We start from the raw sequence: 21738 nt of genomic DNA on the forward strand, positions 1-21738 counted from the left end.
CCCAGCCTGCTCCGGCGCATGCCGGAGGCCTAGGCGACGAACGTCGCGGTTCCGTCGCCTTAGACAACGGCGCGGGCGGAAGCAGGGTGCGGCTTAGATCGCTAAGCCGCCGACCCTGCCACCCTCTACCCTCGGCCGCTGCATCGGCCCACGCCTCCGCTATCGCGCGACGCGTTGCGCCAGCCGCAGCAGGAACGTCTCCATGATGACGCGTCCTGCCGGACCGGCGGCAATCACCTCGCGCTCGGTGCGCCGCGCCGCCGCGAGCGCCGCGGCGAGCGCCGGCGCGCGCCAGCGCCGCAGCGCAGCCGCGGTGCTCGCCTCCTCGCGCCAGAAGACACGGTGACGCTTCATCACCTGGTCCACACCCTCGCCCGAATCGATCGCGGCGCGCATGTCGGCGAGTGACAGCAGCCGCCGCCCAAGCGCACGCAGCAGCGGTATCGGAGAGCTGTCCGCCCCTGCCATCCGCCGCAGCGCCTCGACCAGCGCGGGCACGTCCCCGCCCGCGGCAGCGAGCACCACGTCGCCAATCTCCCCTTCAGCGATATCGGCACCGATCGCATCGAGCGCCTCCTCGTCGGCGTCAGCCGGACGATCCGGCGCAGCGTCAAGGTAAAGCGCCAGCTTTTCGATCTCGCGCGCCATCACCGCGCGGTCACCGTCGCTCGCTCGGACGATGCGCTGCACGGCGGTGGGCGCGATCCGCAAGCCCTCGGCCCGGCCCAGCTCGGCCACGACCGCGGCGGCGTCGCGCGCGTTGGGAGGATAACAGGCGAAGGCGAGCGCGCGATCCGAGTCGACCGCTGCCTTGACCAGCTTGCCGGTGGCTTTGACCGACGGTGCGATCACCACGACGGGGTTGCCCGCCCGCGCTAAATCGAGCAACGCTATGACCGCCTCCAGCGCCTCCTCGCCCGCGCTGGTGACGCGGATGTAGCGGCTCTCGCCGAACAACGAGATCGCCGCCGCCTCGTCGCTGAGGCGCGCCGGATCGCTACGCAGCGTTGCTCCGTCGAGATCGACGCGCTCAACGGCCTGCCCCAACGCGCGCCCGAGCCGCGCCGCATGCGCCTGCGCGGTCGCTTCGTCGGGGCCGTGGAGTAGATAGAGGCGGAGGTCCGCCGGCGGCCGGTCGAGCGCGGCGATGAGCCGCGCCTCGCTCGCCTTCATGGTGGCGAGGGCTGCGTCCGCCGCGCGTAGAGCGCCAGCCGCGCCACGATCTGATCCGCCACCGTCTCGGACAGCCGCTCCAGCGCAGTGTTCTCGGCCGCGATCGTGGCATATTCCGAACCGACCACGTCGATCCCCGCGTCCGACCCCGCCGTCGCGTCGACCACCACCGTGCCCTGCGCAGCGTCGATCAGCTGATAGCGCGCGCGCAAGGTCCGTCGCTCGCGCGCGATCGAGTCGTCGGTCCGCGTGCCGAGACCGACGATATCGTCGTCGAGACGCACGGTGAGCCGGTATTTTGCGGCGCCGCCCCCCTGCCCCATCGCCCCGAGCCGGTCGCGCAGCGCGTTGGCCATGAGCCAGCCCGATCTGCCTTGGATCGGCGCGACGTCGACGCTGCCCAATGTCGCGGCGACCGCGCCGCCGGTGCCGCCGGCGTAAAGCGGCTTGAGCCCGCAACCCGAGACCGCGAGCGCCAGCGGCACCAGCACGGCGGCCAGGGAGCGACGAGACAGCGCGGGCGTCATGCGACGATGTTGACCAGCCGGTCGGGCACCACGATCACCTTGCGCGGCGAGCGGCCCTCGAGCTGCCGCACGACCTTCTCGTTGGCGAGCGCGGCCGCCTCGACCGCGTCGCGCGCCAGCCCCTTGGGCAGCGTCAGCGTGTCGCGCAGCTTGCCGTTGATCTGGATCGCCACGGTTACCTCGTCCTCGACCAGCAACCCTTCGTCGACCGCGGGCCACGGCGCGTCGGCGACCAGCCCGGTACCTCCGAGCATTGCCCAAGCCTCCTCGGCGATATGCGGCACCATCGGGGAGACCAGTGAAACCAGGGTGCGCACCGCAGCGTCACGCGAAGCCGACGGCGGTGCCTTCTCTACCGCGTTGACCAACTCGTACAGCTTGGCCACCGCCTTGTTGAACGACAGCGCCTCGACATCCGCAGCGACGCCCGCGATCGTCTGGTGGAGCTTGCGGTCGAGCGCAGCGTCCGCGCCCTCGCCGGGCGCCTCGCCCGCGCCGAGCGCGTCGAACAGCCGCCACAGCCGCTGGACGAAACGCCACGCGCCCTCGATGCCGTTCTCGCTCCACTCCAGGTCGCGCTCGGGCGGCGAGTCGGAGAGCATGAACCAGCGCACCGCGTCCGCGCCATATTGATCCACGATCGGCGCCGGATCGACCGTGTTCTTCTTCGACTTGGACATCTTCTCGACGCGGCCGACCGTCACCGGCGTGCCCGTGGCGAGCTCCACGCCGCCGCCGATCTCCTCGGGCGCGAGCCAGCGGCCGTCCGCGGCCTTGTAGGTCTCGTGCGTCACCATGCCCTGAGTGAACAGGCCGGTGAACGGCTCGGCCAGGTCGATCAGCCCGACATGGCGCAACGCGCGCGTCCAGAAGCGCGCGTAGAGCAGGTGGAGGATCGCATGCTCCACCCCGCCGATATATTGCCCCACCGGCAGCCAGCGCTCGGCCTGCTCGCGGTCGAACGGACGATCCTCGGGCTGGCTGGCGAAACGGATGAAATACCAGGACGAGTCCGCGAAGGTATCGAGCGTGTCGGTGTCGCGCAGCGCCTCGCCGCCGCATTGCGGACAAGCGACGTGCTTCCACGTCGGGTGACGCTCAAGCGGATTGCCGGGCACGTCGAAGCTGACGTCTTCGGGCAGCGCCACCGGCAATTGCTCGCGCGGCACCGCCACTTCGCCGCAGGCGGCACAGTGGATGATCGGGATCGGCGTGCCCCAGTAGCGCTGGCGGCTGACGCCCCAGTCGCGCAGGCGGTAAACGGTGGAGCCCTGGCCCCAGCCCTCCCGCTCGGCACGCTCGATCACGACGCGCTTGGCCTCCTCGACCGCGAGCCCGTCAAGGAAGTGCGAGTTCACCAAATTACCCGGCCCGGTATAGGCCTCGGTACCGTCGAAGGCGGGGTCGGTGCGCTCGCCATCGGCGACGACGCGGCGGATCGGCAGCGCATATTTGCTGGCGAACTCGAAGTCGCGCTGGTCGTGCGCGGGGACGCCGAACACCGCGCCGGTGCCGTAGTCCATCAGCACGAAATTGGCGATGTACACCGGCAGGTCGCCCGCGCCGAGCGGGTGCGCCGCGGTGAGTCCGGTGTCGTAGCCGAGCTTCTCCTGCGTCTCGAGCTCGGCCGCGGTGGTGCCGCCCTGCTTGCAGCGCTCGATGAAGGCCGCCGCTGCCGGATCACGCGCGGCGAGCGCCTGCGCGATCGGATGGTCCGCCGCGACCGCGACGAAACTGGCGCCGAAGATCGTGTCGGGGCGCGTGGTGAATACCTCGACGCTGTCGCCGTCGCTAAGCGCGAAGCGGAACTGCAGCCCCTGGCTCTTGCCGATCCAATTCTCCTGCATCAGCCGGACCTTGTCGGGCCAATGCTCGAGCGAACCGAGGCCCTCGAGCAGCTCGTCGGCGAAGCGCGTGATGCGCAGGAACCATTGCGACAGCTTGCGCTTCTCGACCAGCGCACCCGAGCGCCAGCCGCGCCCGTCGATCACCTGCTCGTTGGCAAGCACGGTCATGTCGACCGGGTCCCAGTTGACCGCCGATTCCTTGCGATAGACCAGTCCGGCGCGGTAGAAGTCGAGGAACAGCGCCTGTTCGTGGCCGTAATAGCTCGGGTCGCAGGTGGCGAGTTCGCGCGACCAGTCCAGCGCGAAGCCGAGCCGCTTGAGCTGCGCCTTCATCGCCGCGATGTTCTGGCGGGTCCACTCGCCGGGATGGACCTTCTTCTCCATCGCCGCATTCTCGGCGGGCATGCCGAACGCGTCCCACCCCATCGGGTGAAGCACCTCATGCCCGGTCATCCGCCGGAAGCGCGCGAGCACGTCGCCCATCGTATAGTTGCGGACGTGCCCCATGTGGATCTTCCCCGAGGGATAGGGGAACATCTCGAGCACGTAGCTGCGCGGCTTGGGGCTGTCGTCGCGCGCCGCGAAGGTCTGCGACTCGTCCCACACCTGCTGCCAGTGGGTGTCGGCCTTGAGCGCGTTGAAGCGTGACGCCATCGGCTGGGTGCGCCTCAGCCGGTGATCGCGCCGCGGCGCAGGTCACGCGCGCGGGTGAGGATGATGTCCTCGAGCTTCTGCGTCGTCGCGGCCTCGACCGGCGCGGCGATCCACTGCCCGCCGCGGCTGATCTCGCGCAGCGCGGCGACGCGGACGGCGTCGGCGCGCAGGTCCTGGTCGAGGATCGAGACGGTTACCTTCATCCGCTCGGTCGGCACCTGCGGATTGACGTACCAGTCGGTGACGATGACGCCGCCATTGGAATCGGTCTGCAGCAGCGGCATGAAGCTGAGCGTGTCGAGCGAAGCGCGCCACAGATAGCTGTTGACGCCGATCGTGGTGACCTTGGAGGCGGCGAGGTCACCCTCGGGGCGCGCCGCCTTGCCGCCGCAGGCGGACAGGGCAAAAGCGGCGAACAGGCCAACCGCGAGGCGCGAGGGGCGGAGCATCGGCAAGGTCCTTCAGGGCGAAAACGGGGTGTCGCGCCTGCTCTACCCGCCGCCCTGTCGCCGGGCAAGCGCGCCTCATTGTGGACATAGTGCAACAGAGTTTCCGAAAAGAGCCAGCGCCCCGATGGACAAGGAACGGATTCCTGTTACGCCCGCTCCAGAGGCCGGCGTGCAGACTCGCCGGGCATAAGGGGGACGGACAAGATCGTGGCCGCAGGTCGCCACATCGCAGCATGTGTCTCGGGGGCCACATTGGTCGCCGCGGTCCTGGCTGTCCCCGCGCTGGGCGCGCCCGACGCGGCGCCCAGGTCGGCGCGTCGCGACGCCGGGCTGCCGCGACTCGCGGGATCGTTCACACCTTCGGCCGCCGATCCCAAGCTGGCGGCGCTGTTCGCACGCGGCGGGCTCGACGCGAGCGGCTTCCGCTTCACCCCGTCCGAGTCGCGCAGCGGCAATCGCGCGGTCACCGTGGCGGTGCGCGCGCGCTCGTCGGCGACAGCGCGCGACGAGGCGCGGCTGGCCTCGGCCACGCCCACGACGGTCGGCGTCGCGCCGATCGCGTACAATCTGGGTGTCGCGGTCGGCTGGAAGCGCTTCGCCGTCTCTGGTGACCTCGCCAAGGTCGATCTCGGCGCGTTGCCGGGTGGACGCGAGGCCGCCGACGTGGCGCTCAGCTATTCGGCGAGCAAGTGGACCGGCCGCGTCAGCGCGAGCAGCGATCGCGCGCTACCGGGTGTCGCGCGTGCCGTGGCCGAGCCGCAGTCCTATTCGCTCGACGTCGGCGGCAGCTATTCGCTTACCCGCAACCTCGACCTGACCGCGGGCATGCGGCTGAAGAGCGAGCGCGACCGGCTGACCCGGATCGACGACGAGCGCCGCGACAGCCAGGCGGTGTACGTAGGGACGGCGTTCCGGTTCTGAGGACGAAGGTGTTCGTCGTCACTGTAGCGTCGATTATCGTGGATCTCGTCAGACCTCACAGTCGCTGACGAGATACGAGGAACGCGAGTGACGGCTGACCGGCGCCCCGCTGCTCACAGCAAGCATGGACGATGCTGATCAGGCGCATAGACTCAAGCGCTGGGCGCGCGATCCGCCCCGCGCTGCCGGCGCCGCATGACGCGGACGCCGGCACCGGTCTCAATGGCTCGTCTTGACCACCGTCTTGTGATCGCCGTTCGAGCTCACCGCGGTCTCCCGCACGACCTTGGTGGTCTCCGTCTTGTGGCCGACCTTCACACCCAAAATCTTCTTCGGCCGGTGCGTCTTGCGCTTGCTCGTCTCGGTGACCCGGGTGGTAGTGGTGGCGGTGCCGTCATGGACGCGCGTGTCGTGGTCGACCTTCGTCTCATGCGTGGTCTGAGCGACCACCGGCGCGGCGACGAGGAGCGTGGCGGCACTCAACGCGGCGGCGACATGCTTGATCTTCATGACGATCCTTCCTTCCCCGCGGCGCGGCGCCCGACGCGCCTCCGCGGCCGCCTGATAACTCGCGCAGCCGGGCGGTGGTTCATCGATCGGCGCTGGAATGGCGCGTCCACGCGATCCGGCCGCGGCGCCGCGGTGTCCGGACTTCGAACGTCGGCATGGAGGAAGCTGGATGCCCCGCGTGGATTCGAACCACGATTGACGGAGTCAGAGTCCGTAGTCTTGCCGTTAGACGACGGGGCAACAGGGGGGCGCAACTAGAAGGCGTGGGGACCCCTGTCAATGGCCGCCTTGCCGCTCATCGCCACAGCGTGTAGCGTTACCACCAAGCACCGGGTGATCGCGCGTCGCGCGCGGGTCGCGTCCGGAAGAAATGAGAAAGTCTGACGGCAATGGTGGACTTCCCCGCCCAATTGCCGCGCCGGCAGGAAGACGACCCTGCCCGTTCGGCCCGACCCCAGCCGCGCCCCGCGCGCGGCGGCGCGCGGCATTATGCCGCGCTCGATCTCGGCACCAACAATTGCCGGCTGCTGATCGCGCGGCCGCACGGCGACGGCTTCGCGGTCGTCGACGCCTTCTCGCGCATCGTCCGGCTCGGCGAGGGGCTGGCACATAACGGTGCGCTGTCCGACGCCGCGATCGAGCGCACCATCGCGGCGCTGCGCGTCTGCGCCGACAAATTGCGTCGCCGCAACGTCACGCTGGCGCGCTCGGTCGCGACCGAGGCGTGCCGCCGCGCCAGCAACGGCACCGATTTCATCGCCCGCGTCCGCGCCGAGACCGGCATCCACCTCGACATCATCTCGGCGGAGGAGGAGGCGCGACTCGCGGTGCTCGGCTGCCACGCCCTGCTCGAGCCCGGCACCGGCCCGGCTTTGGTGTTCGACATCGGCGGCGGCTCGACCGAGCTGGTATTGATCGACGCCGACACCACCGTGCCGGTGGTGCGCGACTGGCATTCCGCGCCCTGGGGCGTCGTCTCGCTCACCGAGAGCGCAGGCGGCGGCGCCACCGCGGAGGAGCGCGAGCGGGCCTATAAACGGATGCGCGCGCTGGTGGCGGAGAGCTTCGCGCCCTTCGCCGCACGGCTGCCGCGACCGGCGACGCCGCCGCGGCTGCTCGGCACCTCGGGCACGGTGACGACGCTGGCGAGCGTGCATCTCGGGCTCGAGCGCTACGACCGCTCGCAGGTCGACGGGTTGATCGCACCCGCCGCGGCGATGCGCCAGATCAGCCAGGAGCTGGCGGCGATGTCGCTCGGCGAGCGCGCGCAGCTGCCCTGTATCGGCCGCGAGCGCGCCGACCTCGTGGTGGCAGGCTGCGCCATCCTGGAGGGTATCCTCGACCTGTGGCCGGCGGAGCGGCTCGGCGTCGCTGACCGCGGCATCCGCGAGGGCATCCTGCGCCGACTGATGGAGACCGAGGCGTGACTCACGTGACGGGACCTAGCGACGCGTGAGGGGGACCGGGGCGGGACGCCAACGCGTCAAGACCGCGCGCAACCGCAGCGCGCAATCCACTCGCTGGCTCGAGCGCCAGCTCAACGACCCTTATGTCCGCCGCGCCAAGGCCGAGGGGTATCGCAGCCGCGCGGCGTACAAGCTGATCGAGCTGGACGAGCGCTTCGGGCTGCTCAAGGGTGTCAAGCGTGTGGTCGATCTCGGGATCGCGCCGGGCGGGTGGAGCCAGGTGGTACGGCGCCAGGCGCCGGGCGCCGCGGTGGTCGGGATCGACCTGCTGCCGGTCGACCCGATCGACGGCGTCACCATCTTCGAGATGGACTTCATGGACGACGCCGCGCCGGGTGAGCTGATGGCGGCGCTGGGCGGCGCGCCCGACCTGGTGCTGTCCGACATGGCGGCCAACACCGTGGGGCATCCGCAGACCGATGCGCTGCGCACCATGGCGCTGGTGGAGACCGCCCTCGCCTTCGCGGTCGACGTGCTGCGCCCGGGCGGTACCTTCGTCGCCAAGGTGTTCGCGGGCGGTGCCGACTCGGCGTTGGTGGCGGAAATGAAGCGCAACTTCACCGCGGTGAAACACGCCAAGCCGCCCGCGAGCCGCAAGGGCTCGGTGGAGTGGTTCGTGGTGGCGCAGGGTTTCAAAGGGCGCGGCGAGCCGGCGGAGGGGTGAGGTGACGGGTGGGTTCGCCCACCCCGCGCGAGACGGACCGTGTCGCCGCCTCGAGTCGCGCTCCGTACCGGCGCGTCAGGTGCTTCGAGACGTGGCTTCGACGAGCTCAGCGGCCCCTCAGCACGAACGGAGAAGCATGATCGGACCTTCTCAGCTGTGGTGGCTGCGGCCCCTGAGCGTCTGCGCTGAGGAGAGGCTGAAACCGTCCAAGCCTCGTCGCGAAGCGCCGGCACGCCGCCTTGCCATTGATCTACCCTGCCGCCCCTGTCCCACATCGCCCCGCTTTGCTATCGGCACGTCGGCGAGGGGAGCTCGCCCCACCGCCCGCCCCAACCTCGTCGCACCATTGCCACTGGCTCAACGTTCGCAACATTCGCGCCTCCGCAGCGCGCAATCCACGACCGACACCGTCCACCGACTCAACATTCGCAACATTCGCGCCGCGCGCGCCTGACCCGGACCCCCGCATGACCTCCCCTCGCCGCACCTTCGCGATCATCTCCCACCCGGACGCGGGCAAGACCACGCTCACCGAAAAGTTGCTGTATTTCGGCGGTGCGATCCATCTCGCCGGCGAGGTCAAGGCGCGTGGGGCGAACCGGCGCGCGCGTTCGGACTGGATGAAGATCGAGCAGCAGCGCGGCATCTCGGTCACCTCCTCGGTGATGACGTTCGAGCATGACGGCATCACCTTCAACCTGCTCGACACGCCGGGCCACGAGGACTTCTCTGAGGATACCTATCGCACGCTGACGGCGGTCGATTCCGCGGTGATGGTGATCGATGCCGCCAAGGGGATCGAGCCGCAGACGCGCAAATTGTTCGAGGTCTGCCGGCTGCGCTCGGTGCCGATCATCACCTTCGTCAACAAGGTCGACCGGGAGGGCCGGCCGGTGTTCGAGCTGCTCGACGAGATCGCCGACATGCTCGCGCTCGACGTCGCGCCGATGAGCTGGCCGATCGGGATGGGGGGCGAGTTCGAGGGCGTGCTCGACCTTACCACCAACCGGATCAGCCGCCCCGAGGGCGACAGCCGCGCCTTCCTCGGCACGGTCGAGGACTCGCCGGCCTTGTCCGAGCGCTGGCAGGAGGAGATCGAGCTGGCGCAGATCGGTTATCCCGCCTTCGACCCCGAGGCGTATCGCCACGGGGACCTGACGCCGGTTTATTTCGGCTCCGCGCTCAAGGACTTCGGCGTGGCGCAGCTGATCGCGGCGCTGGCCGAGCACGCGCCGCCGCCGCGCCCGCAGCCGGCCGAGCCCGCGCCGGTCGCCCCCGATAACGACGAGGTCACCGGCTTCGTGTTCAAGGTCCAGGCCAACATGGACCCCAATCACCGCGACCGGATCGCGTTCATGCGGCTGTGCTCGGGCACGTTCAAGCGCGGCATGAAGCTGACCCCGACCGGTCACGGCAAGCCGATCGCGGTCCACTCGCCGATCCTGTTCTTCGCGCAGAACCGCGAGGTGGCGGACGAGGCGTTCCCCGGCGACATCATCGGCATCCCCAATCACGGTACGTTGCGCGTGGGCGACACGCTGAGCGAGCGCGCCGACGTGCGCTTCACCGGCCTGCCGAATTTCGCCCCCGAGATCCTGCGCCGCGTCCAGCTCAAGGACCCGACCAAGACCAAGCAGCTGCGCAAGGCGCTCGACGACATGGCCGAGGAGGGCGTGACCCAGGTCTTCTACCCGGAGATCGGGTCGAACTGGATCATCGGCGTGGTGGGTCAGCTCCAGCTGGAGGTGCTGCTATCGCGGCTCGAGGTGGAATATAAGGTCGCGGCGGGGCTGGAGCCGGCACCCTATGACACCGCGCGCTGGGTCTCGGCGGAGGACCCCGCCGCGCTCAAGGACTTCATGGACCTCAACCGCGGCGCGATGGCGAAGGATCGCGACGGTAACCCGGTGTTTCTGGCGAAGAGCGCCTGGGAGGTCGGCTATATCGCCGATCGGTATTCCACGGTGCGCTTCGCCGCGACGCGGGAGCGGTGAACGCGGGTTGTTCCACGTGAAGCCAACGTCGGCGTGTGGGGCAGTCACCCGCTCCCCTCCTACCGGCGTCATCCTGAAACGAGTTCAGGAAGATACCGGTGGGAGGGCGGCAGTCGGTCCGCCCGCCCGCGTCAGTCCTTCCAGCCCCAGTAGAGCTGCGCCGGGGGTACGTTCCACCATTCCATGTCATGGTCGATGCGCGGAAAGTGCGGCGCGATGAAGTCGCGGACCTTGGGGCTGAACTGGTAGACCAGGAAGGCGCCGCCGGTGCGGATCACGCGCTGCGTCGCCGCTGCGATTGCAGGCCCGACGCCGTCGGGCAGTGTCGAGAAGGGCAGGCCGGAGAGGACATAGTCGGCCGCCTCATGGCCGTGCTCGGCGACGATCGCCTCGACGTCGGCGGCCGAGCCATGCACCGCGACGAAGCGCGAATCGGTGATCGTGTGGTTGAGGTAGCGGATGAAATCGGGGTTGGTGTCGATCGCGATCAGCGTCGCGTCGGGCGCCATCTTCTCGAGGATCGGGCGGCAGAAGGTGCCGACGCCGGGGCCATATTCGACGAAGAGCTTGCAGTTCGCCCAGTCGACCGGGCCGAGCATCTTGGCAATGAGCCGGTCCGACGAAGGAATGATCGACCCGACCATCACGGGGTGCTTGAGGAACCCGGAAAAGAACATCTGCCAGGGACCGGGCACGCCGGCGGCTCTGCTGCGGCTGCGCCGCATGGCGTTGGTCGAACTAGGCATGTGGAAAGATGTCGCTCCCGAACCCTGAAGGTGACAGCCGCGTGTCACCACGATGACGAACGCCTTGCAAGCGCGGCGGTTGCCATAGCGGGGTTGCAGCCCGCCCCCAAGCGCCTATTCGCCCGGCCGTTGGCGCGGTGGGAGCGGACGCATGCGGACCGACGGCGAACGGGTCGGACAAGTAGTGGTTACCTTCGTCTCGCGCCGCAACGGCCGCGACGAGGCGGGCTATGCCGCGGCGGCGGCGCGGATGGACGCGCTCGCCGCGGCACAGCCGGGCTATCGCGGGGTCGACAGTGTCCGCGCCGCGGACGGGCTGGGAATCACGCTCAGCTACTGGGCCGACGAGGCGAGCGCGATCGCCTGGCGCGACCATCCCGAGCATGCCGAGACGCGTGAGCGAGGGCGCGAGCGCTGGTACGACGATTACGCGGTCACGGTGGCGACGGTGATGCGTAATTATCGCTGGGCGGCCGTGAGCGAGTAAGATCCTCCCGGCTTGGCGGGGAGGGGGGATCGCCAGGCGCTGCGGTGCGTGGAGAGCCCCTTCCACCGCTCGTTTCGCGAGCGGGCAGGCTTTGGCGCGCCGCCGGCACGCCAAGATCATGTCCGGGGACACGATCTCGCCCGCACGCCCCCCGTGCCGGGGAGGATCACAGGCGCTTAGTCCGTTCCCTTCGGCCCGCGCGGGGTGAGCTGGCCCGGCGAGATAAAGCCGATCGGCTGGATCGCGTTGGCGTCCTGCTTCAGTCGCGACGCCATCTGCTCGTAGTCACGCTCCACCTCCGGTGTGACGCTGGCGCGGCTTTCCTCCAGCGCGCGGTCGAAATGCGCCGCGGTCACCTGCCGCGAGTCCAGCGATTCACGCAGCGCGATCAGGCCGGCGCGACGCACCACGTCCTCCAGGTCGGCGCCGGTGAAGCGCTCGGTGCGGCGCGCCACCGCGTCGAGATCGACGTCGCCGGCGAGCGGCATCTTCTGCGTCTGGATCGACAGGATGCGCCGCCGCCCGGCCTGGTCGGGCACGCCGACGTAGATCAGCTCGTCGAACCGCCCCGGGCGGAGCAGCGCCGGGTCGATCAGGTTGGGCCGGTTGGTCGCGCCGATCACCACCACCGACTGCAGCTCCTCGAGCCCGTCCATCTCGGCGAGGATGGTGTTGACCACGCGCTCGGTCACCTGCGGCTCGCCCAGCCCGCCGCCGCGCGCGGGAACGAGGCTGTCGAGCTCGTCGATGAAGATCACGCATGGCGCCACCTGACGCGCGCGCTGGAACAGCCGCGCGATCTGCTGTTCGCTCTCGCCGTACCATTTGCTCAGCAGGTCGCTCGACTTGGTGGCGATGAAGTTCGCCTCCGCCTCGCGCGCCACCGCCTTGGCGAGCAGGGTCTTGCCGGTGCCGGGCGGGCCGTAGAGCAGGAAGCCCTTGGCCGGGCGAATGCCGAGCCGGCGGAACGCGTCCGGATCCTTGAGCGGGAGCTCGACGCCCTCCTTGAGCCGCATCTGCGCGTCGTCGAGCCCGCCGACGTCGCTCCACTGCGTCGTCGGTGCCTGCACCATCACCTCGCGCATCGCCGAGGGCTGGACGCGCTTGATCGCGCCCATGAAGTCCTCGCGCGTCACCGCCAACGTGTCGAGCACCTCGGGCGGGATGCTGCGATCCTCGAGGTTGAGCCGGGGCATGATCCGCCGCACCGCCTCGATCGCGGCCTCGCGGGTCAGCGCGGCGAGATCGGCGCCGACGAAGCCGAAGGTGGTGCGCGCCAGCTCGTCGAGGTCGACCTTGTCGCCCAGCGGCATGCCGCGCGTGTGGATGCCCAGGATCTCGCGCCGGCCACGCTCGTCGGGGACGCCGACGATGATCTCGCGGTCGAACCGGCCGGGACGGCGCAGCGCCTCGTCGATCGCCTCGGGCCGGTTGGTCGCGGCGATGATGACGACGTTGGCGCGCGCCTCCAGCCCGTCCATCAGCGTCAGCAGCTGTGCGACGACGCGCTTCTCCGCCTCGCCCGAGACCTGGCCGCGCTTGGGTGCGATCGAGTCGATCTCGTCGATGAAGACGATCGAGGGCGCGGCCTTGGTCGCCTCCTCGAACACGCTGCGCAGCCGCTGCTCCGACTCGCCATAGGCCGAACCCATGATCTCGGGACCGTTGATCAGGAAGAATTGCGCGTCCGACTCGTTCGCCACCGCGCGCGCCAGCCGCGTCTTGCCGGTGCCGGGCGGGCCGTGGAGCAGCACGCCCTTGGGCGGATCGACGCCGAGACGCTGGAACAGCTCGGGATAGCGCAGCGGCAGCTCGACCATCTCGCGCAGCTGGTCGATCGTCGCCGCCATGCCGCCGATGTCGTCATAGGTGACGTCGGCACGACGCGCCGCCTCGGGCTCCTCATATTCGGGGCGGAGCTCGATCTCGGTATTCTCGTCGATATGCACCACGCCCTTGGGGTTGGCGGAGACGACGGAAAGGCGGATCTCCTGCAGGGCGTAAGCGGGCGCGTTGATATAGCGCTCCATGCCCGGCGGCATGTTCGAAACGCGCTGGTGACCGGCGGTGGCGACGACGTCGCCGGCGCACAAAGGGCGGCCGAAGAAGGTGCGCTTGAGCGCGGTGGTCGAGCCCTGGAGCCGCAGGTTCTGCTGCGCCGGGGCGAAGACCACTCGAGTCGCCGCCTTGCTATCGACTCGGCGCAGTTCGACGAAGTCACCCGAGCCGACGCCGGCGTTGGCGCGCTGGAGACCGTCGATGCGGATGATTTCGAGTCCCTCGTCCTCGGCATAGGGGCCGACGGCTCGGGCCGGGGTGGTCTTTTTGCCGACGATCTCGACCACGTCGCCGTCGGCGAGGCCAAGGGCGGAGAGCACCGAGCGCGGCAGATGTGCGATGCCGCGGCCGCTGTCTTCGGGGCGTGCGTTCGCCACCTGCAATTTGATCACTCGGGGTTCGGCGTCCGCCATCCTGCTCCCTTTCCTCGCTCGCGCGGTCGAGCGCAGGAGATAGGGCCAGCGTTCCGGATTGCGAGGGCGGCACCCGCCGCTACGGGTTCGACGTGAGTGAAAAAAAAGGCCGCTCAACGAGGAGCGGCCCATGAAAGTTTTTAGGAGAGGATGCCTGAAAGGCACGCCATAAATGCGGAGCTGCGAACCATTGTGCAAGTGCGAATGATAGCGCTATACTTGCAAAAGTTGCATTCGACCTCGTTCGTACGGTCGCGCCGATCCGTGCGAGTTGCATCATCCGGCGCGGGACCGATGTTGAAAGAACCATGCGCCGCCTGCCGCCCCTGACCGCGATCGAGGCCTTTGTCGCCGTTGCCCGCCTCGGCTCGATCAAGGCCGCGGCGCAGGAGCTGGCGCTGTCACCCCCCGCGCTCAGCCGGCGCATCCAGACGCTCGAACGTTTCCTCACGCGTCCGCTGTTCGACCGCCGCCACCAGGCGATGGTGCCTAATGCCGATGGCGAACGGCTGCTCTCTGCGATCGCGCCCGTGCTCGACGGCCTATCCGACGCGATCGAGGCGATGACCAGTGGCAGCGAGGTGCTGCGGCTGCGACTCGGCGTGCTGCCGCTCTACGCGTCGCAGCGGCTGTTCCCCCGCCTGGGCGAACTGCGTACCGCGCATCCCGAGCTTCACCTCGACATCGATACCGGCGGTAACGCGCTGGGGCGGCTAGGCGAGGGGCTCGACGCGGTGATCGTGGTGGCGCGCGACGTAGACCCGCTGCTCTACTCGGAGCGACTTGACCGCAACATGGTCTATCCGATCGGTGCGCGCTCGCTGCTGGAGGGGTCGAACCCGCTGCGCTCGCCCGAGCAGCTGGAGGGGCATACGATCCTGCTCCACCGCGACATGCCCGACACCTATGCCGCCTGGGCGCAGGCCGCCGGGGTGCCGGCGGTCGAGTCGGTCGCGATCGACTATTTCGACTCGGGCGCGCTGATCCTCGAGGCGGCGGCGCAGGGGCTCGGCATCGCCTTCATGCACGAGAACCACTTTCAGGACGCCAATGATCCGCGGCTGGTGCGTCTCTTCGACATCGATGTCACCAGCCCGTACAGCTATTGGTTCGCCTGCCGCCCACGCGCGCTGCAGACCAAGCCGGTGCGGCTGTTCCGCGACTGGCTCATCCGCACGCTGCGAGAGGAGTGAGGGGGCGCCGGCCTACGCACTATCACGGCCGTCTTCAGCCGCCCATCGCGGTCCTTCCTGCAAAGGCAGGAATCCAGACGCGCTATCGTTGCGACTTGAGCCGCGAGTGTAATCGTCTGGATCCCTGCGTTCACGGGGATGACGACGGTGGGCAGAGGAACGACGCCGCCCGTAACGACGGGGAGCGCGGGGGGCGTGCCACAGCCCACCACGCCCACGTTGACGACCTGCTGTCCTTACGCCGCCTTCATCGACACGATCTTGCCCGGGTTGGCCGGCGGCTCACCCTTGGGCAGCGCGTCGATCAGCTCCATGCCCTCGGTCACCTCGCCCCAGACGGTGTACTGGCCGTCGAGGAAGCGCGCGTCGTCGAAGCAGATGAAGAACTGCGAGTTGGCCGAGTTGGGGTCCATCGTCCGCGCCATCGAGCAGGTGCCGCGCACGTGCGCCTCCTTGCTGAATTCCTGCTTGAGATTGGGCTTGTCCGAACCGTGCATACCGGTGCCGGTCGGATCGCCGCCCTGCGCCATGAAGCCCGGGATCACGCGGTGGAACACCACACCGTCGTAGAAGCCGTCGTTGGCCAGCTCGGCGATGCGCGCGACATGCTCGGGCGCGAGGTCGGGGCGCAGCCGGATGGTGACGTCACCGCCCTCGAGCGTCATCGTCAGCGTGGAGTAAGTATCGGCCATGGAAGATCCTTTCGGTACGATGCGGGCGCGTTAGTGGCTGGGCGCGCGGCTGGCAAATGGTGCGAACGCGCGGTAGGGCGGTGCGGTCCGGCACGAACAGGAGGCGGCAGCGCATGAGCGAGAGCGAGCTGGCCGATCCGATCGAGGCCGCCGACGACCGGATGGACGAGGACGACCGGCTCAAGCCCGAGTTCGTCCGCGCCGTGATCGACGCGGTGCAGGCCGGCGACGTCGCCGCCGCGCACGCGCTGGTCGAGCCGCTCCACCCCGCCGACATCGCCGACCTCTTCGAGCTCACGCCCGAGAATTGCCGCCGCGACCTCGCCGCCGCGATCGCCGACCTGGTCGACGCCGACGTGTTCGCGGAGATGAACGATTACGTCCGCGAAAGCCTGATCGACGCGCTCGACGCGCGCCAGGTGGCGGACATCGCCAGCGAGCTCGACACCGACGACGCGGTCGCGATCATCGAGGACATGGAACCGGAGGACCAGCGCGAGGTCCTCCGCGCGATGGAGCCGGACGATCGCGCCGCGATCGAGGAGGCGTTGTCCTACCCCGAGGAATCCGCCGGCCGGCTGATGCAGCGCGACCTGATCGCGGTGCCGGAACATTGGACGGTGGGCGACGCGCTCGACTATCTGCGCCGCGACGACGGTCTCACCACCGATTTTTGGGAAATCTACGTGGTCGACCCGGCGCATCGCCCGGTCGGCACCTGCATGCTGAGCTGGGTGCTGCGCGCGCCGCGTTCGGTCGCCATCGCCGACGTGATGCAGCGCGAGCAGACGCTGATCCCCGTCGACATGGACCAGGAGGAGGTCGCGCTCCGCTTCCAGAAATACGCGCTGATCTCGGCCGCGGTGGTCGACGGCGCGGGGCGGCTGGTCGGCATGATCACCGTCGACGACGTCGTCCACATCATCCAGCAGGAGGCCGGCGAGGACACGCTGCTGCTCTCCGGCGCGGGCGAAGGCGACATCAACGAGCCGATCCGGCTCACCGTGAAGACGCGGCTGACCTGGCTGGTGGTCAACCTCGCCACCGCCATGCTCGCGGCCTCGGTGGTAGGGCTCTTCCAGGGTGCGATCGCGCGCTACGCGGTGCTGGCGGTGCTGATGCCGATCGTCTCGGGCATGGGGGGCAACGCCGGGACGCAAACGCTGGCGGTGGTGGTGCGCGCGATCGCGACCAACCAGCTGACCGACACCAATACGGCGCGGATGATCGTGCGCGAGCTGCGCATCGCCGCGGTCAACGGCCTGACCTTGGGCTGCCTGGTCGGGCTCGGCAGCTACATCGTCTATGGCGACGAGCAGCTGTCGCTGGTCATGGCGCTCGCGATGGTGATCAACAACCTGCTCGCGGGACTGGGCGGGGTGCTGGTGCCGGTAACGCTCGACCGTTTCCGCGTCGATCCGGCGGTGTCCTCGGCGGTGTTCGTGACGACGCTGACCGACACGGGCGGCTTCCTCTCCTTCCTCGGCCTTGCCACCTTGTGGGGCCTGGGGGGCTGACCCACATCGGCGAGAGCATGCCGCTCCATCTCACCAAGGTCGCGTTCGGCGCGGCGAGCGTCGACCTGCTCGCCGAGCGGCTCCGTGCGCGCGCCGCCGCCGGCCCCGTGTTCCTGACGACGCGCTACCTGCCCAAGCGCCACGAGGAGGTGGCGGGGCAGGGCTCGCTCTACTGGATCATCAAGCACCAGCTGGTGGCGCGCTCGCCGATCCTGCGCTTCGGCGAGGCGGAAGGCGGGCGTGTGGCGATCCATATCGATCCCGAGCTGCGGCTCGTCCTGGCGTTGCCGCGCCGCGCGCACCAGGGCTGGCGCTACCTCGAGGCGAGCGACGCGCCGGTCGATGTCGGCGGGGCCGCGGGCGAAGGTATTGCGGCGCTGCCGCCCGCGCTCGCGGCCGAGCTGAGCATGCTCGCGCTGCTGTGACTCAGCGGCGCCGCTGGGCGAACAGCAGGTTGAGATAGGCGGCAAGCCGCACCCCGCCTTTCTCCAGCTGGAGTTCCATCCGCGGCGTGTTCTCGTAGACATAGGCGTAGGACAGCGCGTCCTGCCCCGCCGCGGGGTAGATCCGGTCGCGCAGCGCCGCGCTCTCGGCGATCCAGACGCGCGGATCGGTCGCCGCCCAGTCTCGTGCCTCTGCCCGCGTGATTCGCGCGCCGAGCCAGGTCGACAGCTCGGTGAAGGAGAGCTGCTCGTCGTCGACCAACCCCGAATCCCACACCGTGTGGAGGTTGGTGGCGCGGCCGAAGAAGGTGACCTTGCGATCGTTGCCGCCGCGGTCGCTGCCGTTGCCGGTGTGGAGCGGCTGATGCAGGTCGCCGACGAGATGGACGACGAAGCGCAGCGCCGCCTGCCGCTCGGCGAGCGGCGCGCGCGGGTCGCGCAGCGTGGCGCTGAAGCGGGTGAGCGCGGTGACCGCATCGCCCTCCGGCGGGGCACCGACATCGGCGTAGATCTTGCCGATCGGCACGGTGACATAATGCCATGGCGACGCCTGGCGCTGCCAGAAAGGCGATGGGTCCGACTTCATCGTATCGGGCCAGTTCGCCGCCTCCGCCAGCGTCTCGACCCCGAGGATCGCCTTCACCGCCCGGCGCGCGCGCGGGGTGAGCCGCGCGTCGGCGACCTGCGCGACGACGCGATGTCCGGTCTTGCCCCAGGCGAGCGCGGGCGCGGGGAGGATGGCCGCGAGCGCGGCGAGAAGCGCGAGGAGAACGCGCGAGGGGAGGGCGGGCATGAGCCGCCTCTGCCCATGGTTAAGCGCTTAGTAAATGCGCCTTCGCGTGGACGGACAGGAGGTTAGCTGGCGCTCGCCGAAACTCCTGTCCTCCTCGACGGCAGTGGGACGGGAGGGAACGACGCCCACTCAGTTGGGCGACGACCCCGGCCCTTCCGCCGTCGAGACCGACCCGCGCGCCGGGGGCACGTCCGAGCGCGCCACCGCGAGCGCGCGGTCATACCAACCCGACAGGTCGCGCTTCATCGCCGTCAGCGCCTCGGGATTGAGATAGGCCATGTGCCCGGAGGGGTAATAAGTGAAGCGCAGGTTCCCGCGCTGGCTCGGCTCGAGCATCATGTGGCCGAGGTCGTTCTCGGTACCGAAGAAAGGCGTCGCCATGTCGTACCAGCCGTTCATCGACAGTACCTGGAGATAGGGGTTGGCGCGCATCGCCGCGGCGAGGTCGACCGCGGTGTTGGGATTGTTCTGCGGCCCCGCCCCGCGCAGCGGCGACTCGTGCTTCCAGTTCCACGTCCAGCCCGCCGCGTCGCGTGCGGAGAGGCGGTAGGGCATGTCGGTCTTGTAGCCGAGCTGGTGGGTCACATAGTCGGTGAAGGTGGCGATGAACGCGCCAGAGATCGCATCGGAGGAGACGTCGGTTTCGGGGCGCTCGCCCGCGGCGTCACTGTCGGTGCCCATATAGCGTGAGTCGAAACGGCCGATCGTCTGGCGCGTGCCGCGCAGCAGCTCCTTCTGGAAGCGCGGCAGGTCGATCCGCAGGTTGGCGCGGCGGATGAAGTCGGGCGAGAGGCCGATCAGCTCGCTCATCCGCTGCGCGACCTGATCGCGCTCGGCGTCCGAGATGTTCTGCCCTTTGGCGAGGGCCGACATATAGGGCCCGACCGCGAAGTCGCGCGCCTGCTGGACGATCGTGGCGACGTCGGCGGGTCGGTTCGCCAGCCGGTTGTGGTACCAAGCGGTGGCGGCGTAGCTCGGCAGATAGTTTAGATACACCTGGTCGAGCCCGGGCTGGCGATAGCCATAGTTCATGATCGAGCTGAGCAGCACCACGCCGTTGAGCGCCATGCCGCGGTCCTGCAGCTGATAGGCCAGGGCGCCCGACCGCAGCGTGCCGTAGCTCTCGCCGAAAATGAACTTCGGCGAGTTCCACCGGCCGTATTTGGTGGCGTAACGCAGGATCGCCTTGGCGAACGCGTCGGCGTCTTCGTCGACGCCGTAGAAAGCGCCCGGTTTCATGTCGCCGAGCGGGCGCGAATAGCCGGCACCGATCGCGTCGAGGAAGACCATGTCGGTCTTGTCGAGCAAGGTGTATGGATTGGGGCCGAAGTCATAGGGCGCGGGCCGGATGAACTCGGGGTTGCCCGTCTGCAGCCGCACCGGCGCGAACGAGCCCATGTGGAGCCAGAAGGTCGGGCTGCCCGGCCCGCCGTTGTAGAAGAAGGTGATCGGCCGCTTCGTGCCCGGCTTCGTCCCGTCGAGCGTGTAGGCGGTGTAGAACATCGAGGCGGTCGGCTTGCCCTCGAGGTCGCGCAGCGTCAGCGTACCGGCGGTGGCGGTATAGCCGAGCTTGCGGCCGCCGACCGTCACCGCACCCTTCGACCGCTCCTCACGCTCGTCGACCGGCGCGTTGGCATAGGCGCCTTCGACCGCCGCCTTCTGCGCCTCGGCATTGGTCTTGGCTGGCTGCTTGGAGGCCGCCGCATCTTTCTCCTGCGCGGCGGCGGGCAGGGCGACGGCAGCGAGCAAGGCGGTGGCGAGACCGAGGCGCATGATGTTCCCCCAATTTTTACGTGAGTGTCGCTGTCTAATCGCCTGACGAGGGCAGGGGCAAGCGCGTGCGGTCATCGGGCGCAACCTAGCGCCTGAACAAACTAGCGCCTCAACAAAGGCGAACGCCGCCACCCCCTCTTCAGTCGTCCTCGTCCTCGAACCCCGACAGCGCCAGCGCGCGCGCGCGGATCTGGCGTGTCATGCACCAGTGGACCAGCGCCTCCTCGCGCCCGTGAGTCACCCACACCTCCTTGGGCGCGATCTCGGTCAGCGTCGCGGTCAGCTCGTCCCAGTCGGCGTGGTCGGAGAGGATCAGCGGCAGCTCGACGTTCTTCTGCCGCGCGCGTTGGCGCACCCGCATCCAGCCGCTCGCCATCGCGGTGATCGGATCGGGCAGGCGGCGCGCCCAGCGGTCGTTGAGCGCCGAGGGCGGGCACATCACGACGTGCCCGGCCATGTCCGCCTTGGCCGCCCCGGTGGCGGGGCGCAGCTCGCCGAGTCGCACGCCGAGCTCCTCGTACAAGTCGCACAGCCGCTGGAGCGCGCCGTGGAGATAGATCGGCGCCGCATGCCCGCGCGCGCGCAGCTCGGCGATCACGCGCTGCGCCTTGCCGAGCGCGTAGGCACCGACGACGACGCAGCGTTCGGGATTGGCGTGGAGCCGCTCGAGCAATTTGTCGATCTCGTCGCCGGTGTCGGGATGACGGAAGACCGGCAGACCGAAGGTCGCCTCGGTGACGAAGACGTCGCACGCCACCGGCTCGAACGCCGCGCAGGTCGGGTCGGCGCGGCGCTTGTAATCGCCCGAGACGACGACGCGCTCGCCGCGGTGGTCGAGCACGATCTGCGCCGAGCCCAGCACATGGCCCGCGGGAACGAAGCCGATCTCGACCTCGCCGAGCCGGATCGTCTCGCCGTAGGCGACCGGGCGCCCGGTCTGCTCGCCGTAGCGCGCGGCCATGATCGCGAGCGTCTCGGGGGTCGCCCAAACCTCGCCGTGACCGCCGCGCGCGTGGTCGGCGTGGCCGTGGGTGACGAGCGCGCGCGGCTCGGGCGTGGAGGGATCGATCCAGGCGTCCGCCGGGCGCACGTAGATGCCGTTGGGGTACGGCTCGAGCCAGTCGCCGAGTGCCGGTGCGCGGGTCGCCATGGCGGGAACAACCGCGGCGGCGGATCGAAGTTCACCGCGGGGACGTTAGCGGGGCAAGAAACAGCGGACGGAGAGTGACATGGCGGGCGATGGCCTGTGGAGCTTCGTGGTAATCGCCGGGCCGATCATCCTGGTCGCGGCGCTGCTGTTCGCGATCCTGCGCAATCGCCGTAGCCGCCACGACGAGGCGCGCACCGAGGAGGCGACGCGGGCGCTCTACAAGGAGCAGTCGGCCGAGGATCGCGCGCGCACGCCCTGACGCGGGCGA

20 protein-coding genes and 1 tRNA gene are annotated in these 21738 nt (G+C 69.4%); 9 read left to right on the forward strand and 12 right to left on the reverse strand.

All coding sequences use genetic code 11. The features are described from left to right. Window positions 1-159: 159 nt before the first annotated feature. Genes holA through QBJ89_RS05865 form a run of 4 tightly spaced genes read right to left on the reverse strand, consistent with a single transcriptional unit; the run spans window position 160 to window position 4650 of the window. Window positions 160-1173 (reverse strand): DNA polymerase III subunit delta, encoded by a 1014-nt coding sequence (holA, locus tag QBJ89_RS05850; protein WP_277979590.1) that lies wholly within the window; start codon window positions 1171-1173, stop codon window positions 160-162. Next, window positions 1170-1700, reverse strand: coding sequence for an LPS assembly lipoprotein LptE (gene lptE, locus QBJ89_RS05855; protein ID WP_277979591.1), 531 nt, complete (start codon window positions 1698-1700; stop codon window positions 1170-1172). The genes holA and lptE overlap by 4 nt, the downstream gene beginning before the upstream one ends. Further along, window positions 1697-4201: a leucine--tRNA ligase gene (gene leuS, locus QBJ89_RS05860; RefSeq protein ID WP_277979592.1), complete on the reverse strand. Its 2505-nt coding sequence runs from the start codon at window positions 4199-4201 to the stop codon at window positions 1697-1699. The genes lptE and leuS overlap by 4 nt, the downstream gene beginning before the upstream one ends. A 14-nt stretch (window positions 4202-4215) precedes the next feature. Next, window positions 4216-4650: a DUF3576 domain-containing protein gene (locus tag QBJ89_RS05865; protein ID WP_277979593.1), complete on the reverse strand. Its 435-nt coding sequence runs from the start codon at window positions 4648-4650 to the stop codon at window positions 4216-4218. Between the two features lie 252 nt (window positions 4651-4902). Here QBJ89_RS05865 and QBJ89_RS05870 point away from each other — a divergent pair, with 252 nt between their 5' ends. After that, window positions 4903-5571 carry a hypothetical protein gene (locus tag QBJ89_RS05870; RefSeq protein ID WP_277979594.1) on the forward strand — a complete coding sequence of 223 codons (669 nt, stop codon included), beginning with the start codon at window positions 4903-4905 and terminating at the stop codon, window positions 5569-5571. Window positions 5572-5790: 219 nt separating this feature from the next. Here the strand turns inward: QBJ89_RS05870 and QBJ89_RS05875 are convergent, their stop codons facing one another. Then, entirely contained in the window at window positions 5791-6081 is a 291-nt protein-coding gene (locus QBJ89_RS05875) for a hypothetical protein (RefSeq protein ID WP_277979595.1), read from the reverse strand. Between the two features lie 166 nt (window positions 6082-6247). After that, window positions 6248-6321 (reverse strand) — tRNA-Gln (locus QBJ89_RS05880). Window positions 6322-6470: 149 nt separating this feature from the next. Between QBJ89_RS05880 and QBJ89_RS05885 the strand changes: the two genes are divergently transcribed. The 3 genes from QBJ89_RS05885 to QBJ89_RS05895 all read left to right on the forward strand — a co-directional run bounded on the left by QBJ89_RS05885 (window position 6471) and on the right by QBJ89_RS05895 (window position 10205). Then, window positions 6471-7508, forward strand: coding sequence for a Ppx/GppA phosphatase family protein (locus QBJ89_RS05885; protein ID WP_277979596.1), 1038 nt, complete (start codon window positions 6471-6473; stop codon window positions 7506-7508). A 25-nt stretch (window positions 7509-7533) separates the two neighbouring features. Then, a complete protein-coding gene (locus tag QBJ89_RS05890; RefSeq protein ID WP_277979597.1) occupies window positions 7534-8211 on the forward strand; it encodes an RlmE family RNA methyltransferase in 678 nt (225 codons plus the stop codon). Between the two features lie 467 nt (window positions 8212-8678). After that, complete coding sequence (locus QBJ89_RS05895) at window positions 8679-10205, forward strand: peptide chain release factor 3 (protein WP_277979598.1); 1527 nt, start codon at window positions 8679-8681, stop codon at window positions 10203-10205. Between the two features lie 131 nt (window positions 10206-10336). Here QBJ89_RS05895 and QBJ89_RS05900 read toward each other — a convergent pair whose 3' ends face one another. Further along, a complete protein-coding gene (locus QBJ89_RS05900; RefSeq protein ID WP_277979599.1) occupies window positions 10337-10951 on the reverse strand; it encodes a class I SAM-dependent methyltransferase in 615 nt (204 codons plus the stop codon). Between the two features lie 151 nt (window positions 10952-11102). On the opposite strand from QBJ89_RS05900, the gene QBJ89_RS05905 reads away from it, so the two are divergent. Then, a complete protein-coding gene (locus QBJ89_RS05905) occupies window positions 11103-11438 on the forward strand; it encodes an antibiotic biosynthesis monooxygenase family protein (protein WP_277979600.1) in 336 nt (111 codons plus the stop codon). Window positions 11439-11614: 176 nt separating this feature from the next. On the opposite strand, the gene QBJ89_RS05910 is transcribed toward QBJ89_RS05905, so the two are convergent. Then, on the reverse strand, window positions 11615-13909 hold the full coding sequence (locus QBJ89_RS05910; protein ID WP_277979601.1) for a CDC48 family AAA ATPase: 2295 nt from the start codon (window positions 13907-13909) through the stop codon (window positions 11615-11617). Window positions 13910-14217: 308 nt separating this feature from the next. Between QBJ89_RS05910 and QBJ89_RS05915 the strand changes: the two genes are divergently transcribed. Then, window positions 14218-15102, forward strand: a complete 885-nt coding sequence (locus QBJ89_RS05915; RefSeq protein WP_277979602.1) for a LysR substrate-binding domain-containing protein — start codon at window positions 14218-14220, stop codon at window positions 15100-15102. A gap of 236 nt (window positions 15103-15338) precedes the next feature. Here the strand turns inward: QBJ89_RS05915 and QBJ89_RS05920 are convergent, their stop codons facing one another. Further along, window positions 15339-15794, reverse strand: a complete 456-nt coding sequence (locus tag QBJ89_RS05920) for a peptidylprolyl isomerase (protein WP_277979603.1) — start codon at window positions 15792-15794, stop codon at window positions 15339-15341. Between the two features lie 113 nt (window positions 15795-15907). On the opposite strand from QBJ89_RS05920, the gene mgtE reads away from it, so the two are divergent. Both mgtE and QBJ89_RS05930 read left to right on the forward strand, forming a co-directional pair. Beyond that, a complete protein-coding gene (mgtE, locus tag QBJ89_RS05925; RefSeq protein WP_277979604.1) occupies window positions 15908-17311 on the forward strand; it encodes a magnesium transporter in 1404 nt (467 codons plus the stop codon). A gap of 17 nt (window positions 17312-17328) precedes the next feature. Then, on the forward strand, window positions 17329-17736 hold the full coding sequence (locus QBJ89_RS05930) for a DUF1489 family protein (RefSeq protein ID WP_277979605.1): 408 nt from the start codon (window positions 17329-17331) through the stop codon (window positions 17734-17736). Window position 17737: 1 nt separating this feature from the next. Here the strand turns inward: QBJ89_RS05930 and QBJ89_RS05935 are convergent, their stop codons facing one another. The 3 genes from QBJ89_RS05935 to QBJ89_RS05945 all read right to left on the reverse strand — a co-directional run bounded on the left by QBJ89_RS05935 (window position 17738) and on the right by QBJ89_RS05945 (window position 21470). Then, complete coding sequence (locus QBJ89_RS05935) at window positions 17738-18547, reverse strand: S1/P1 nuclease (protein ID WP_277979606.1); 810 nt, start codon at window positions 18545-18547, stop codon at window positions 17738-17740. Between the two features lie 129 nt (window positions 18548-18676). Then, window positions 18677-20320, reverse strand: a complete 1644-nt coding sequence (locus QBJ89_RS05940) for a S10 family peptidase (protein WP_277979607.1) — start codon at window positions 20318-20320, stop codon at window positions 18677-18679. A 139-nt stretch (window positions 20321-20459) separates the two neighbouring features. Then, window positions 20460-21470, reverse strand: a complete 1011-nt coding sequence (locus QBJ89_RS05945; protein ID WP_277979608.1) for a ligase-associated DNA damage response exonuclease — start codon at window positions 21468-21470, stop codon at window positions 20460-20462. Window positions 21471-21549: 79 nt separating this feature from the next. On the opposite strand from QBJ89_RS05945, the gene QBJ89_RS05950 reads away from it, so the two are divergent. Beyond that, window positions 21550-21729, forward strand: coding sequence for a hypothetical protein (locus QBJ89_RS05950; RefSeq protein ID WP_223011731.1), 180 nt, complete (start codon window positions 21550-21552; stop codon window positions 21727-21729). Window positions 21730-21738 lie beyond the last annotated feature (9 nt).

This window comes from Sphingomonas phyllosphaerae, assembly GCF_029623345.1.
In the GTDB taxonomy this organism is placed as follows: Bacteria; Pseudomonadota; Alphaproteobacteria; order Sphingomonadales; family Sphingomonadaceae; genus Sphingomonas; species Sphingomonas phyllosphaerae_C.